The following is a 14,426-nucleotide window of genomic DNA, read 5'->3' as shown; positions in this document are numbered from 1 at the left end:
TTTCCACCAAATTTTCCAAAACCCACCATCATGGCTCAGATCGACGCCTACTTCCAATACCTCATCGAATCCAAAGGTTCGGACCTCCACCTTTCCGAGGGCCAGCCCCCGAAGATCCGTGTCCACGGGGCGGTGACCGCCATCCCGGAGCAACCTCCGCTGGAGGGCGATTCCTTCCGCGACCTGCTCGCCGAAATCTGCGACCCGAAGGCGTTCGAGCGCTACCTCGCCACCGGCGACCTCGACTTCGCCTACGAGATGGATGAGAACTCCCGCTTCCGCTGCAACTACCTCAAGCAGCAGAACGGCCTTGGCGCCGTGTTCCGTCTCATCCCAACGGAGATCGCCGCGCTCGAATCCCTCGGCGTGCCGGAAGTCGTGAAGGAATTCGGCCACATGCGCTCCGGCCTGGTGCTGGTCACCGGCCCCACCGGCTCCGGAAAGTCCACCACGCTCGCGGCCCTGCTCGACTACATCAACACGAACTTCAACCGGCACATCATCACCATCGAGGAGCCGATCGAGTTCGTTCACTCGAACAAGAAGTCCATCATCACCCAGCGCGAGGTGCCGATCCAGACACCGTCGTTCTCCGATGGTCTGCGGGCCGCCCTGCGGGAAGACGCGGACATCGTTCTCGTCGGTGAGATGCGGGACCTGGAAACCATCTCCCTGGCGCTCACCGCGGCGGAGACCGGCCTGCTGGTGTTCGGAACCCTCCACACCAACAATGCCCGCAAGACGGTTGACCGGATCATCGACGTGTTCCCCGCCGACCAGCAGTCGCAGGTGCGCACCATGCTCGCGTCCTCCCTCCGCGGCGTCGTCGCACAGCTTCTCTGCAAGCGGGTGGACAAGCCCGGCCGGACCGCCGTGCACGAGATCATGTTCGCCACTCCCGCCGTCAGCGCCATCATCCGTGAAGGCGCCACCCAGAAGCTCTATGACGTCATCACCGGCGGCAAGGCGGACGGCATGCAGTTCATGGACGAGTCCATCTGGAACAAGCTCCGGGAAGGCATGATCTCGCCGGAAGAAGCCTACATGAAGGCGATCGACAAAAACCGCTTCAAGAAGTTCCTTCCGGAAGACAAGCAGCACCTCGGCGATGCTTCCGGCGGAGACCCGAAGGCACATTGAGCTGACTTCGCAACACGTTCAAAAAAGAACGCCGGTCATCCGACCGGCGTTTTTTTTTGATGGGATATGATGGGATAAAGTGTGATGGAGATATCTCGCACTGGGACCGCGGGATTCATCCCGCTTGGCTTGACTGATGCTGGATTCTCCGGAGCGGAATGAATTCCGCGGTCCCAGTGACTCACTTCTCCGCCGCCCACTTCACGGCATTCGCAAGGAACTTCCGGAACTCCGGCTTCTCGAAATCCGACTGCACGCCCAGCGAGGTGTAGAACACCTTCCCGCCCGCGTGCTTACGGGTCCACGCCACCGGTTGGCTCTGGCCGGATGCATTCTTCGCGGTCATCAGCACCGTCACATCCACAGCCAGGTTCTCATTCTTGTAGAGTTTTCCATCCGTGGTGAAAACGGCTACGTCCTTGAAAACGGGATGACCTTCCTGCCCGGCATTCCTGGAAAGCTCCGCCGCCTCATTGTTCTTGTAGTGACCGTCATAGCTGCCCCCCAGCACCTCTTTGTCGAAGGCCTTCACATCCGGCACCCAGTTCTGGATGCCATGACTGGCCGTGCGGATGCCCACGACCGGCTTGCCCGCATCGACATGCTTGCGCACCAGCTCCATCTGTTCCGGAGGAAGCACGATGCGGCGGGTGAAAAGCACCAGCACATCGGACTCCGCCAGTTTCTCCAGACCCGGCACGCCGTTCCCCTTGTCCTCGCCGAAAGCACGGAAGCAAGTCATCCCGTTCTTTTCCAGATCCTCCTGCAGCTTTGCCAGCGAATCACGGGAGCCATACTCCGCGGAGGCGGAAACCAGACAGACCTTCGTCTGCGAGAAAACCATCAGCGGCAGGGCCCATAACAGAAGCAGGAGTTTTTTCATCATGCACCGTTACCTTCCGGATGCTGTCCATCTTTCGGGCGGACCTTCCACCACCTCACTCCGCGTTCACCTCGTTGAGCGCCGCCTCCACCACGGCGGAGTCCTTCTCCCCATAGAACTTCACCCCGCGCACGATCTTCGGACGCCCCTTCGACACGTGCCACGCGTTCGTGTCCCGCAGGGAGTAGATGCAGCCGCAGTATTCCTGCTGGTAGAAATGTTCGCGCTTCGAGATGTCGATCATCCGCGCCGAACCGCCGCCCTTCCGCCAGTTGTGCTTCCAGTAGGTCACGCCGGGGTATTTCGCCGCGGACCGCTCACCGGATTCATTGATCTGCTCCATGCTTTTCCAGCGGGAGATACCCAGGCAACTGGTGATCAGCGGAAAGCCGTTCTCGTAGGCATACAGCGCCGTACGCTCGAACCGCATGTCGAAGCACATCGAGCAGCGCGCGCCGCGCTCCGGGTCCATCTCCATGCCCTTCGCCCGCGCGAACCAGTTGTCCGTGTCATAGTCGCAGTCGATGAACGGGATGCCGTGCTTCTCCGCGAAGCGGATGTTCTCCGCCTTCCGCAGGTCGTACTCCGTGCGCGGGTGGATGTTCGGGTTGTAGAAATAAATCGTGTAGTCGATCCCGGAGGCCGTCATCGCCTCCATCACCTCGCCGGAGCAGGGCGCGCAACAGGAATGCAGCAGCACCTTCTTGTGCCCGCCGGGTGTCTCCAGACACGGCCGGCCGGCCATCGTGTCGTCGGGGAAAGGCTCGCTCATGGAAAGGAGTGTCCCGCACCTTCCCTTTCGCGTCAATCCCGGCGGAAACAGCGGAGTTTTTCCCCTTGCCGTGCCTCAGCCCGCTCCGTAGAAACCTCCCGTCCTCGCGCTTCCAAATCGGTCAATCCACTGAAGAAGCCATTCCAATTCCTGCTTGTCCTGCTCGGCTGCCTCCATCTGGCGGGCGGACCTTACTCGATCATGCAAGGCTACGCATGGATCGGGATGCTGGTCAGTTACTCCCAGCAGGATGGTCTCGTACAGGCGGCCAAGGATACCTTCAGCGGTGAGAAGCCGTGCGACCTCTGCTGCAAGATCGCAGACGCGAAGAAAGCGGAGCCGGAGAAAAAGGAACCCATCACTCCCCTGCCAACCATTTCCTCCGCAAAGTTCGTGCAGGACATGCTGCCATCGAAAGACATGGCGCTGGCTCCCCCTTCCTCGACCGATCTCCCCCCTGTTTCCTTTCCCGGCGTGGCAGTTCCCGCCGATTCCCTCCGGGCATCCCCGCCCGTGCCGCCGCCGTGTCTGGCCGCATGAGGCGGACATCCCCGTCCGCTGACTGATCCATGGATACCGGCATGCCCATTCCGCATGCCGCCAAACTTTTCCGGCCTGCACACCGTCGAAAACCGGTAGCGCAAGGACAAAAGGCCGGACCTTCCGCCGGATCACGCCCTCATGTGTCCCCGGCGGAAGGAATCCTCCCTTCCCAAATTTTTTCCCAAACCATTTCCGTGAAATTCATCCCCTATCTTCTCACTGCCACCACCACCGCGGCCATCGCCCAGACCGAACTCGAAACCCTGACCGTCGAGGCCGCCCGGGAGCGTGCCTCCAAGACCGTCCCCACCGTGGCCGAAAGCAAGGTGGAGCTCGCCAAGACCGCGGGCGGAACCGAGGTCGTCGATTCCGAACGCTACCTCACCGGCCGCGCCAGCACGCTGGCGGACACCTTCGCCCTTTCCCCCGGCGTCTTCGCCCAGCCGCGCTTCGGCTCGGATGAAGCCCGGCTTTCCATCCGCGGCTCCGGCCTCCAGCGTACCTTCCACGGCCGCGGCATCCGCGTCCTCCAGGACGGCGTGCCCGTCAACCTGGCCGACGGCGGCTTCGACATGCAGGCGCTGGAACCGTCCGCCTCCCGCTACATCAACGTCTGGCGCGGCGGCAACGCCCTCGCCTACGGCGGCTCCACCCTCGGCGGGGCCATCGACTACGTTTCCCGCAACGGACGCACGGATCCCGGCGGGTTCGCCCGGTTGGAAGCCGGATCCTGGAACTACTTCCGCGGCACGCTCGCCGGAGGCTTCTCCAATGATGCCACCGATGCCTACTCCTCCTTCACCTGGCAGTCGCAGGACGGCTTCCGGGACCATGCGGAGCAGAACAACCAGCGCCTGTTCAGCAACATCGGCTGGAACATTTCCGACGGCATCGAGTCCCGCCTCTACATCACCGGCGTCCTGACGGATTCGCAGATCCCCGGCAGCCTCAGCAAGGCCCAGCTCGAGGACGACCCTCGCGACGCGAACCCCACCAACGCGACCGGAGACTACCACCGCGACTTCGAGCTCTACCGCATCGCCAGCAAGACCACCTTCACCAACGGCGACAACCAGTGGGACCTCACCGCCTCATGGACGTACAAGGACCTCAACCATCCGATCTTCCAGGTGATCGACCAGCGCTCCAATGACGCGCTGCTCGGTGTGACCTTCACCAATACGTCGGACCTGTTTTCCCATGAGAACCAGGTCCGCGCCGGGGTCTTCCTCACCCGCGGGGTGACGCATGCCGCCCAATTCCAGAATCTCAATGGCTCGCGCGGAATCCTGCTCCAGAACAGCGACCAGATCGCGACCAATCTCGAAGCTTTCGTTGAGAACCAGTTCACCATCGGCAACGGCTTCACCGCCATCCTCGGAGCCAGCGCGGCCCACAACCGCCGGGAAATCGAGCGCATCCTCGCCGGACCTCCGGACTACACTTACGAATACAACGAATTCGCGCCGAAGGTGGGCCTCCGCTACGACGCGGAAAACTACCAGATCTATGCCAATGTGAGCGGCAGCTATGAGCCGCCGTCTTTCAGCGAGACCTACACGGCGAACACCGCCCGCGACGCGCAGACCGCCACCAGCTTCGAGCTGGGCACCCGCGGATCTTGGAACTTCGTCCGCTGGGATGCCACCGCCTACCATGCGGAGATCGAAGACGAACTCCTCACCGTTCTCGACCCGGTTACCGCCATGAGCACCACGACGAACGCGGACCGCACCACGCACTCCGGCCTGGAGATCGGTGCGGAGATCGACCTGCTCGGCAAAGATTGGAATGACGATCCGGCGCACCGCCTCGTCTTCCGCACCGCATGGACCTACGGCCGGTTCGAGTTCGACCGACACTCCGCAGCAGGGTATGACTATTCCGGCAACAAAATCGCCGGGCTGCCGCCGCACCTCATCCGCGGCGAACTCCTGTGGGAGAACGACCAGGGTTGGTATGCCGGTCCGTCCTTTGAATGGGTGCCCGTGAAATCCTACGTGGACCACCGCAACACGCTCTCTGCGGATCCCTACGCGCTGGTCGGCTTCAAGTTCGGCCGCCGCCAAGAGCAGGGACTCTCGTGGTTCATCGAGGCACGGAACCTCACCGACGAGCGCTACGCCGCCACCCATGACGTCGTTGATAATGCGCTGGCTGTCGTGCCGCAGCCTGCGCGCGTCTTCCTCCCCGGCGATGGCCGCAGCGTCTTCGGCGGCATCGAGTGGCGCTGGTGATCCGAATTGGAGAAACCACCTCTTTCCTCTGGAAGCGCCGGCATCACGCTGGCGTTTCCTTTTTCCATCCCCCATGCCATCCTGACTCCGTGCAGTCACCCGTCTCCCCCGAAAAGCAAACCGCGCTGGAACAGCGGATGGCCGCGCTCGGCATCACGGAGGACAACCTTCTTGAGAAATTCGTCCACGGCTCCGGCGCCGGCGGGCAGAAGATCAACAAGACCTCCAACTGCGTTTTCCTGAAACACCTGCCGAGTGGAGTGGCCATCAAATGCCAGATCGACCGTTCACGGGAGATGAACCGCTTCCTCGCCCGCCGTGAACTGTGCGAGCAACTGGAGATGATCCGTGACGGGAAAGCCGTGGCGAAGACCCAGGCCATCGAAAAGATGCGCCGCCAGAAACGCCAGCGTTCCCGGCGTTCCAAGCAACGCTCCGTCGCGGACAAGCGGATCCTCTCGCAGAAGAAATCCCTCCGGCGCCCCCCTTCCGATTGAACAAAGGAGAAGCCCGGAGGATTCCTCCCCCGGGCTTCGCCAGCCAATGTACGTTATCTCCCGTCAGAATCTCACGCTGATATACACGCCGTTGCCCCTGTAGGTGGCAGGATACCAGTAGCCACCGTTGGCGTAGTAGTAGCGGTGGCCGCCGCGATAGACGGTGCGGTAGCCGCGCGGCAGGTGGCTGATGTAACGGTAGTCAACGTATCCCGCCGGTGGATAGGAACCGTACCAACCCGGACGGGACCAACCACGGTGGACCGGGCGATGATGGTAGCGGGGAACCGGGCGGTGGTAGCCACGGTCATAGTGATGACGGTGGTGGTGACCACCGTGGAAGCCATGGCGGTGCGGGTGGCCGCGGCGGCCGTCGCCGGGGCGGGCTTCAGCCATGGGCAATGCCAGTAGGGCAGCCAGACCAGCGAAGACCAAAATCTTGGGAAGCCTGGTGAGCCTGTGAAGGAAGCCTTGTTTTGATGTCGGATTCGTTTTCATAGGATGGTTTCTTGTCACCCGATATGACCCGCGTCATCGCCCCGTTATTCAAAGAAATCTCCACCGCCTTCCCCAACCGACTGTTATCCAGTCGGTAAGGAGTCGAATTTTTTCAACGAATCCGGACTTGTGCGGAATCTCCGCTCCCCGACACTTCGCGCGTGATCTCTCCCGGTGCCGTCATCATCTCCGTGCTGCCGGTGTACCTGCTCATTTTCACCGGAGCCCTGTTGAGGAAGGCCCGTATCCTGAAGGCGGAGCATGATGATGGTGTGATGCGCGTGATCTACAACGTGCTCTACCCCTGCTTCATCCTCGACAAGATCCTCGGCCATGAGGTGCTGCGCAGCGGGCCGACCATCGCCTGGGGTATGGGCCTGGGATTCACCATCCCGTTGCTGGGTGTGGGTCTCGGTTGGTGCGTGGCACGCCTCTTCGGCTTCCAGCGCGGGACCGGTCTGCGCACCTTCGCCATCGCATCCGGCATCCAGAACTTCGGCTTCACCGCCATCCCCGTCGTTCAGATCCTGTGGGGCGGCGGCGCGCTGGCCGTCATGTTCATCCACAACATCGGCGTGGAGATCGCCATCTGGACGGTCTGCGTGATGATCATGAGCGGCGACCGCGGCTTCACGCTGAAGAAGCTGCTCAACGGCCCGGTGGTCGCCGTCGCCACCGGCTTGCTGCTGGTGGCACTGGGACTGGACACGAAGATCACCGGCCCCGCACGGGAGGCGATGGCCATGCTGGGCATCGGCAGCTTTCCTCTGGCCATCCTCATCACCGGAGCTTCCATGGCGGACCTCATCGCCAGCGAGCGACCTTCTCTGAAGATGATCACCGCCTCCGTGGTGGTGCGGATCATCCTCGCCCCGCTGCTCATCCTGGCCGCAGCGAAGTTCCTGCCCATCCCCTCTGAATTGCGCCAGGTGCTGGTGGTGCAGGCCGCCATGCCCGCCGCCCTCAGCACGGTCCTGCTGGCACGCCTCTACAACGGGAGGCCGGCCGTCGCCGTCCAGGTCATCATTGCCACCACCATCGTCAGCATCGGTTCGTTGCCATGGATCATCACCTGGGGCTGCCAGTGGGTGGGTCTGAAACCTTTGTTGCCATAGGCCGGTTCCAGCTTGAAGATCCGGCCATGAGAGCCATCGGCGCACGCCAGTATCTGCCCGCTTCCGATCCCCTTTGCCTGGTCGAATTTGAGACCGCGAAACCGACTCCCGGACCGCTCGACCTGCTGGTGAAAATCTCCGCCGTGGGCGTGAACCCGGTGGACACGAAGGTGCGCAAGCTCATCGGCGACGGACCTCTCGATGCCCCGAAGATCCTCGGCTGGGACGCCGCCGGAACGGTGGAAGCGGTCGGCCCGCTGGTGACCGACTTCTCCCCGGGGGATGAAGTGTTCTACGCCGGGGATGTCACCCGCCCGGGGTCGAATGCGGAATACCAGCTCGTGGACCAGCGCATCGCAGCGAAGAAGCCGGCCTCATTCAGCTTCGCCCAGGCGGCGGCCCTGCCGCTCGTCACCATCACCGCGTGGGAACTCCTGTTCGAGCGGATGGGCGTTGACCCGGACGGAAAGGATGCGGGCAAGGCGCTGCTCATCATCAACGGAGCGGGCGGAGTGGGCTCCGCCATGATCCCGCTGGCCAAGCGCGCGGGCCTCATCGTCCACGCCACCGCCTCCCGCCCGGAGACCCGCGAATGGTGCGTGAAGCTGGGCGCCGACCACATCCTCAACCACCGCGAGCCGCTCCGCCCCCAGGCGGAGGAGGCCGGTGTGACGGAGTATCCGTTCATCGCGAACCTCTTCGACACCGACGGCTACTGGCAGATCACCGCCGACCTGCTCGCCCCACTCGGTGCGCTCGGCCTCATCGTGGAAAACCAGCACCCCATCCAGATCGGGAATCCCTTCCGCCTGAAAAGCCCGCGCATCGTCTGGGAATACATGTTCTCCCGTTCGAAATTCCAAACCCCGGACATGAAGCGGCAGGGAGAGGTCCTCGCCTCCATCGCCGCGCTCGCGGACGCGGGACAGTTCCCTGACCTCGCCAACCGCATCTTCGGCAGCATCACCCCCGAAACACTCCGCGAGGCGCATGCTGCCATGGAGTCCGGCACCGCCGTCGGAAAGTGGGTGCTCGAAAACTTCTGATCCATGGCCGCGCACACCGCCAGGTTCAGCCTCTCCACCCGGGGAAAGGGAACGGTCGAGATCACCGGTCAGGTGGAGTCCATCGTCGCCGCTTCCGGCATCCGCAACGGCACGGTCACCGTCTTCGTCAGGCACACCAGCGCCAGTCTGGTTATCATGGAGAACGCCGATCCCAGCGCCCGCAGGGATCTGGAGAAATTCTTCGACCACCTGGTGCCGGAGAACACCCCTTGGTTCATCCACACCGCGGAAGGCCCGGATGACATGCCCAGCCATATCCGGATGGCGCTCACCCGCACCAGCGAGGTCATCCCCATCATGGATGGCCGCATGGTCCTCGGCACCTGGCAGGGCATCTTCCTCTTCGAGCACCGCCGTGCGCCCCACCACCGGGAGATCGCCGTCGCCGTGGTCGGTGAGTGATGATTTCCGCAAAGAAACACGATCCCCCAAGCGTTCCGAACCATGATGAAAGCCACGCTCCTCCTGTCCGCCGCCCTGCTTGCCCTGCATTCGTGCGCCAATGTCGCCGCGCCATCCTCGTCCGGAGACACCCCGGATCTGGTGGCCGGTGTCCTTGCCGGTGAACTGGTGGATGAGAACGCCTACACCTCGAAGGATCCCGCCCGCATTTCCGTCCCCATCCTGCGCGCGCCGGATCTGGAGGCGAAGTATGGCAAGCCGGAGTACTCCGTCATGGCGGACGGCAGCTACGCCGCCCGCCACCAGATGCCCGGTGGGAGTTACCTCAGGATCGTCGGCACCCCGCGTCCTCCGAAGAAACTCCCCTATGACGCGCACGGCCCGCTCACCCTCATGGGCCGGGACATCGGCTTCTTCACCACCGGCAACGAGGATCCGGAGATCACCTCGGAGTCCATCGTCATGAGGGCACCGGACGGCAGGTCCGCCACCTATGTGGTCACCCACGGCGGACGGACCGGCAGCGTCACCGAAAGGTCGCTCTCCAGAGGCCTGCCGCGCCTGTCGTGGTGACGGTGGCAGGGACTGCATTCCATGCGGTCCTTGCCATATCCCGCGGAAGCCGCCCAAAGCATTTCCGGACATTCACCTTGGATGCCGGAGGGAGACCGTCTAGCATCTCCGCCAAGCATGTCCCAGACACTCATTGATCTCGCCCTTGCCGAGGATATCGGCGCGGGTGATGTCACCTCGCTCTATTTCATCCCGGAAGAACGCAAAGCACGCGCCTTTGTCGCTGTGAGAAAGGAAGGTGTCGTCTCCGGGGTCGAGACCGCCGCCCGCGTTTTCGCCACGGTGGATCCCTCCCTGGATGTGGAAATCCTCATCCACGACGGCAGCAAGGTCGCCTCGGGAGCACTGCTTATCCGGGTGGAAGGCTCCGCCCGCTCCATCCTGACCGCGGAACGGACCGCGCTCAATTTCCTCCAACGCCTCAGCGGGGTGGCCACCATGACTGCCCGCTATGTCGAGGAGGTCCGCGGCACGAATGCCCGCATCCTGGACACGCGCAAGACCACTCCCGGCTTCCGCCTGCTGGAAAAGAAAGCCGTCGCGGACGGTGGCGGCACGAACCACCGCATCGGCCTCTACGACCGGGCGATGGTGAAAGACAACCACCTCGTGGCGGAGGGCGGACCTGCCGTGATCCAGGCCGCGATCCACAAGCTCCGCGAGGAAAGGCCGGGCGTCGAGGTCGAGCTGGAGGCGGACAGCCTGGAGCAGGTCCGCACCTTCCTCTCCATGGATGGCGTGGACCACATCCTGCTGGACAACATGACCCTCTCCCAGCTCCGCGAAGCGGTGGAGGCACGCGGTGAAAGCCACAAGCCGTTCCTGGAAGCCAGCGGGGGCGTCACCCTGGCCACCCTGCGGGACATCGCGGAAACAGGCGTGGACTTCATCTCCGTCGGAGCCGTTACCCACTCCGCGCCCTCGCTCGACGTAGGCCTCGATTTCACTCCGGTCTGACGTGGACGAGTTCTCCGCCATCGCCCCGGATCTCCCGGAACCATTCCGCCTGCTGATCAAGCAGACCGTGGACTCCACGAACGATGAAGTCCGCCGTCTGGCCGACCAAGGTATGCCGGAAGGGCTGATCGTCATCACCGACCACCAGACGCAGGGCCGTGGCCGGCGGGGTGCCGCGTGGTTTTCGCCTCCGGGGGAATCGCTGGCCTTTTCCGTGCTGTTGCGTCCGGACGTGCCGAAGGCACTGTGGCCGCGTCTCGCCCTGGTCGCCGGTCTTGCGGTCGCGGAGGCGCTGGAGGAATACATTCCCCTCGTCGGCATCAAGTGGCCCAACGACGTGTGGGCCGGGGGAAAGAAGATCGCCGGCATCCTGGTGGAGGCCGGGCGGGACTTCGCCGTCGTCGGCATCGGGCTGAATGTGAACACCCTCGCCTTTCCCGATGAGGTCGCGCAAACAGCCACCTCGCTCGCCCTCGAAATGGGGCGCGAGGTTCCGCGCGCGGAGATGCTCGCAGCCATCATCCGCCGCCTTTCTCTCCGCCGCCACCAGATCGGCACGGAATTCGGGGAAATCATCAACTCCATCCGCCTCCGCTGTGTGCTGACCGGTCAGGACGTTTCGCTCACCGCCGCATCCGGCCCCCTGTCCGGAACGGTGGAAGGCATCTCCCCGCAGGGCGAACTGCTGCTGCGCACGACCGCCGGGCTGCAGCCTCTCCTGCAAGCGGACGAGGTGAGGATCACAGGACATAGTGGACAGACCGCCACCTGAACGGAGCGCGAACTTCAGTCCGCCTGGCTTCGCTGGCATGATTCTCCGGGGCGGACTGAAGTCCGCGCTCCATCCTTACGCCCTCCTCAGCGGAAACACCGCCACATCCACCGCATCCGCGAGGAGCATGGAGTCCGGCGGGCGTCCGGGATCCGCGAAGCCGTTCAAGCGCAGTGGCTCCACCGACCATTCCAGACAGCTTGCAGGGGCGATCCGGTAGGGCGTGTGGTTCACTTGCCCGGTGAAAATACGCCCGGCGCGGTTCGTCGAAAAAAGTAGATACCGCTCGGCGAGAAACCACTCCAAGGTACCCTCTCCCGCTGGCACGGCATCCACCGTCCTCGCATAACGGAAAGTGGCGATGGGATGCCCGGCACCTCTGCGACGGCTGTGATACAGGATCTCGCCACCAATCCGCTCCGCACTCATCCTCGCATGCTGGTAGGGCAGATGGAAAAATTTCCGGGCGAACTCCACCGCGAGCGGCTGGTTGCAGTCCAGGGAGAAAAACCACACGCCCGGCCGCCCCAGATCGTCATGCACATAGGTCCTCACGTTCAGCTCCAGGAACCACGACAGCCATGGCACCGCCGGCAGCCCCACCGGACGGATGCGCTCCATGAAAAACGGCACCACTCCGATCCACGCCTCCCCGCCGAACGTATCCACATGCAGCCCCTCCGGCAGACGCCGCTGGATTTCCGCAGGTTCGATCTTCCAATGCAGGAACAACAGCTCCGACCACCGCTGGAACATGACGGGCCTGCCCGACGGACGCTGCCGCATCTCCAACCTCAGCTCATCCGTTGGAGCTACGGCACCCACGGACCGTCACCCCTCCCCCCCGCCCTTTTCGTTGGCGGAATCCACGGCGGTTTCCTCAATCTCACGGCTCCGCTTCGCCGCATTCCGGAAAATGGTGAAAAGGATCAGTGCGACCACGACGAATGCCGAAAGCAGCACCAGAAGCATGGTCAGGGCGAAGGCGTCGCCTTCCGCTGTGGGTCCCGGAGGCATGGCAGGTCAGTCGATGATCCGCCGCATGGGGATCATGTTCGAATACTCGAAGCCGTTCTTGGCGAAGAACTCCTGGGATTCCTCGCTGATCTTGTCCGTCAGGAGAGTGATGCGCTTGAAATTCTTCTGCTTCGCGAACTCCACCACGTGCTGGAGCAGCATCCGCCCGTAGCCTTGGCCGCGGTGGTCCGGATGGACGATGACGTCCTCCATCAGGATCACGAAGCCGCCCCGCGCGGTGGAGATGGTGAACAGCAGGTTCACCATGCCGAAAATACGGTGGTTGTTCCGCAGGACGAAGATGCGCCCGCGGCTCGGCTGCTCCAGGATCAACTGGAGGCCCTTTTCCTGGACATCATGGTCAGGGGCGAAGTCCTTCGACTTGGAGAACAACTCCATCACCAGCTCCACAAGGGCTGGCAGGTCCTCGATGGTCGCGGACTCCACCCTTGGCGGATCCTCGTCCATCGACTCACGGGCGTCTTTCATCGCTGCCTCCACGGCCAGAGGCTGGCACGATAAGGGGCCGGGATCACGACATTTTCCCGATTCCGGGAAAATTCCGCCGGATCCAAGGTTCCGGCAGCCTTCAACCCCGGCGGGGCCGCGTTCCGAGGATCAACCGGAGAAGGACAAGGGGAACCGCGGAAATCAGCACGGCGGCGGCGGCCACCTGCCAGCCGGTATAGACCCTGGCCTTGTCCGCATCCAGCGCGGAAATGGACTCCGCAACCACCTGTTCCTTGTCCACGTAAAACCACTCGCGGCCCGGCATGTCGGAATCGCCGCCGTTCTGGCGGGCGACTTCGCCGAACTCCGTGTGGACCGGTCCTGGGCAGACCGCCAGCACGGAGATGCCGTATTCGCGGGCCTCGATGCGCAGAGCTTCGGAAAAACTGGTGACGTAGGCTTTCGTCGCCGCATAGACGGCGAAGTCCGGAATGGGCAGCAGGCTGGCCAGCGAGCTGACATTCACCACCGCACCATAGCCGCGGTTCATCATATGCGGCAGCAAAGCGTGTGTCAGGTGGGTCAGCGCCGTGATGTTGAGCTGCAGCATCGCATCGAGCTTGTCCCAGTCAGCATTGGCGAACTCCCCGTAGTCGCCCATGCCCGCGTTGTTGACGAGCAGGTCCGGGATGAAACCTCGCTGTTCCAGCAGATCGACAAGCTGCTCCCGGTGGGATGGCAGGGTCAGGTCCGCCGAAAAAACCGCGACGGCCACATGCGGGAACCTCTCCCGCAGACGGTCCGCGATGACGGCGAGCCGCTCCTCCCGCCGCGCCACCAGAACCATCTTGTGAACCCGTGGCGCGAGCTGGAAGGCGAACTCCTCACCGAGGCCCGCGGAGGCCCCAGTGATCAGGGCGCATGAATAGTGGTCAGACATGGCCCTCAACAATGTGTGTCAACTATCAGGCAAGCTGGGCTTCGCCGTTCGCGCCTTGGTTGACGAGGAGGACGCGCAGTGGCAGGCGGACGAGCACTTCGCCGTCGCAGCCGATGTCGATCGAGTAGATGCCGGCTTCCGGGAAGCGGAGGCCCTGCAGGTTCATGACGATGTTGCGGGTCAGGAACGGGACGTTCTTCGGAAGCTGGACCTCGAACTCGGGTTCAATCGGCATGTTGTTCGGATCAAGGGAATCACCATCCTCGTTGATGATGTTGATCGAGAGCTTGTGACGGCCCGCATCTTCGGGAGTGAAGCAGAAGCGGAGTGCCAGCGCGCAGGAAGGATGCACGACCGGGACGGCACGCGCCGCGAGGGTATCGAAAGTTCCCGAGATCACGAGCTTGCCGTTATAATCCGCAGCGAAGTCGCAGAGGGTGGCGATTTGGATGTCCATATTGATAGTATAATTGGGATTCCCGCATGCGGCAAACCGCTGGAGGGGTCACCTGTCTGAAGGGATCAGGGCGCGGCGTCCAGCCGAAAGAGACGGGACGGAATGT

Annotated in this window: 18 protein-coding genes; 10 read left to right on the top strand and 8 right to left on the bottom strand. The window is 63.1% G+C overall.

Annotation, left to right across the window (positions count from 1 at the left end; translation table 11 throughout):
• Nucleotides 1-30: 30 nt before the first annotated feature.
• Nucleotides 31-1,140 (top strand): type IV pilus twitching motility protein PilT, encoded by a 1,110-nt coding sequence (locus tag OVA24_RS07775; RefSeq protein ID WP_267674633.1) that lies wholly within the window; start codon nucleotides 31-33, stop codon nucleotides 1,138-1,140.
• A 181-nt stretch (nucleotides 1,141-1,321) separates the two neighbouring features.
• On the opposite strand, the gene OVA24_RS07770 is transcribed toward OVA24_RS07775, so the two are convergent.
• Nucleotides 1,322-2,026, bottom strand: coding sequence for a ThuA domain-containing protein (locus OVA24_RS07770; RefSeq protein WP_267674632.1), 705 nt, complete (start codon nucleotides 2,024-2,026; stop codon nucleotides 1,322-1,324).
• Between the two features lie 52 nt (nucleotides 2,027-2,078).
• A complete protein-coding gene (locus OVA24_RS07765) occupies nucleotides 2,079-2,795 on the bottom strand; it encodes an epoxyqueuosine reductase QueH (protein WP_267674631.1) in 717 nt (238 codons plus the stop codon).
• Nucleotides 2,796-2,996: 201 nt separating this feature from the next.
• Here OVA24_RS07765 and OVA24_RS07760 point away from each other — a divergent pair, with 201 nt between their 5' ends.
• The 3 genes from OVA24_RS07760 (at nucleotide 2,997) to OVA24_RS07750 (ending at nucleotide 6,072) form a co-directional block, all read left to right on the top strand.
• Entirely contained in the window at nucleotides 2,997-3,335 is a 339-nt protein-coding gene (locus OVA24_RS07760) for a hypothetical protein (protein WP_267674630.1), read from the top strand.
• Nucleotides 3,336-3,532: 197 nt separating this feature from the next.
• Nucleotides 3,533-5,575, top strand: a complete 2,043-nt coding sequence (locus OVA24_RS07755; RefSeq protein ID WP_267674629.1) for a TonB-dependent receptor family protein — start codon at nucleotides 3,533-3,535, stop codon at nucleotides 5,573-5,575.
• Between the two features lie 137 nt (nucleotides 5,576-5,712).
• Nucleotides 5,713-6,072, top strand: coding sequence for a peptide chain release factor family protein (locus tag OVA24_RS07750; protein WP_345783434.1), 360 nt, complete (start codon nucleotides 5,713-5,715; stop codon nucleotides 6,070-6,072).
• A gap of 63 nt (nucleotides 6,073-6,135) precedes the next feature.
• Here the strand turns inward: OVA24_RS07750 and OVA24_RS07745 are convergent, their stop codons facing one another.
• On the bottom strand, nucleotides 6,136-6,468 hold the full coding sequence (locus OVA24_RS07745; RefSeq protein ID WP_267674627.1) for a hypothetical protein: 333 nt from the start codon (nucleotides 6,466-6,468) through the stop codon (nucleotides 6,136-6,138).
• A gap of 263 nt (nucleotides 6,469-6,731) precedes the next feature.
• Here OVA24_RS07745 and OVA24_RS07740 point away from each other — a divergent pair, with 263 nt between their 5' ends.
• From OVA24_RS07740 to OVA24_RS07715, 6 genes are all read left to right on the top strand, one after another.
• On the top strand, nucleotides 6,732-7,685 hold the full coding sequence (locus OVA24_RS07740; protein ID WP_267674626.1) for an AEC family transporter: 954 nt from the start codon (nucleotides 6,732-6,734) through the stop codon (nucleotides 7,683-7,685).
• 26 nt (nucleotides 7,686-7,711) lie between these two features.
• Entirely contained in the window at nucleotides 7,712-8,731 is a 1,020-nt protein-coding gene (locus tag OVA24_RS07735) for a zinc-binding alcohol dehydrogenase family protein (protein WP_267674625.1), read from the top strand.
• A gap of 3 nt (nucleotides 8,732-8,734) precedes the next feature.
• Nucleotides 8,735-9,154, top strand: a complete 420-nt coding sequence (locus OVA24_RS07730) for a secondary thiamine-phosphate synthase enzyme YjbQ (RefSeq protein ID WP_267674624.1) — start codon at nucleotides 8,735-8,737, stop codon at nucleotides 9,152-9,154.
• 42 nt (nucleotides 9,155-9,196) lie between these two features.
• Nucleotides 9,197-9,727: a hypothetical protein gene (locus tag OVA24_RS07725; protein WP_267674623.1), complete on the top strand. Its 531-nt coding sequence runs from the start codon at nucleotides 9,197-9,199 to the stop codon at nucleotides 9,725-9,727.
• A gap of 117 nt (nucleotides 9,728-9,844) precedes the next feature.
• Entirely contained in the window at nucleotides 9,845-10,684 is an 840-nt protein-coding gene (gene nadC, locus OVA24_RS07720; protein WP_267674622.1) for a carboxylating nicotinate-nucleotide diphosphorylase, read from the top strand.
• A 1-nt stretch (nucleotide 10,685) separates the two neighbouring features.
• A complete protein-coding gene (locus OVA24_RS07715) occupies nucleotides 10,686-11,456 on the top strand; it encodes a biotin--[acetyl-CoA-carboxylase] ligase (RefSeq protein ID WP_267674621.1) in 771 nt (256 codons plus the stop codon).
• A gap of 75 nt (nucleotides 11,457-11,531) precedes the next feature.
• Here the strand turns inward: OVA24_RS07715 and OVA24_RS07710 are convergent, their stop codons facing one another.
• The 5 genes from OVA24_RS07710 to OVA24_RS07690 form a co-directional block, all read right to left on the bottom strand.
• Nucleotides 11,532-12,281, bottom strand: coding sequence for a YqjF family protein (locus OVA24_RS07710; protein ID WP_267674620.1), 750 nt, complete (start codon nucleotides 12,279-12,281; stop codon nucleotides 11,532-11,534).
• 6 nt (nucleotides 12,282-12,287) lie between these two features.
• On the bottom strand, nucleotides 12,288-12,473 hold the full coding sequence (locus OVA24_RS07705; RefSeq protein ID WP_267674619.1) for a hypothetical protein: 186 nt from the start codon (nucleotides 12,471-12,473) through the stop codon (nucleotides 12,288-12,290).
• A 6-nt stretch (nucleotides 12,474-12,479) separates the two neighbouring features.
• A complete protein-coding gene (locus tag OVA24_RS07700; protein ID WP_267674618.1) occupies nucleotides 12,480-12,962 on the bottom strand; it encodes a GNAT family N-acetyltransferase in 483 nt (160 codons plus the stop codon).
• 100 nt (nucleotides 12,963-13,062) lie between these two features.
• Nucleotides 13,063-13,863 carry an SDR family NAD(P)-dependent oxidoreductase gene (locus OVA24_RS07695; protein ID WP_267674617.1) on the bottom strand — a complete coding sequence of 267 codons (801 nt, stop codon included), beginning with the start codon at nucleotides 13,861-13,863 and terminating at the stop codon, nucleotides 13,063-13,065.
• A gap of 25 nt (nucleotides 13,864-13,888) precedes the next feature.
• Nucleotides 13,889-14,320 carry a DUF6941 family protein gene (locus OVA24_RS07690; protein ID WP_267674616.1) on the bottom strand — a complete coding sequence of 144 codons (432 nt, stop codon included), beginning with the start codon at nucleotides 14,318-14,320 and terminating at the stop codon, nucleotides 13,889-13,891.
• Nucleotides 14,321-14,426 lie beyond the last annotated feature (106 nt).

The organism is Luteolibacter sp. SL250, assembly GCF_026625605.1.
Classification (GTDB): domain Bacteria; phylum Verrucomicrobiota; class Verrucomicrobiia; order Verrucomicrobiales; family Akkermansiaceae; genus Luteolibacter.
The sequence above is the reverse complement of the archived record's forward strand: the minus strand, read 5'-3'. Positions and strand labels throughout refer to the sequence as shown.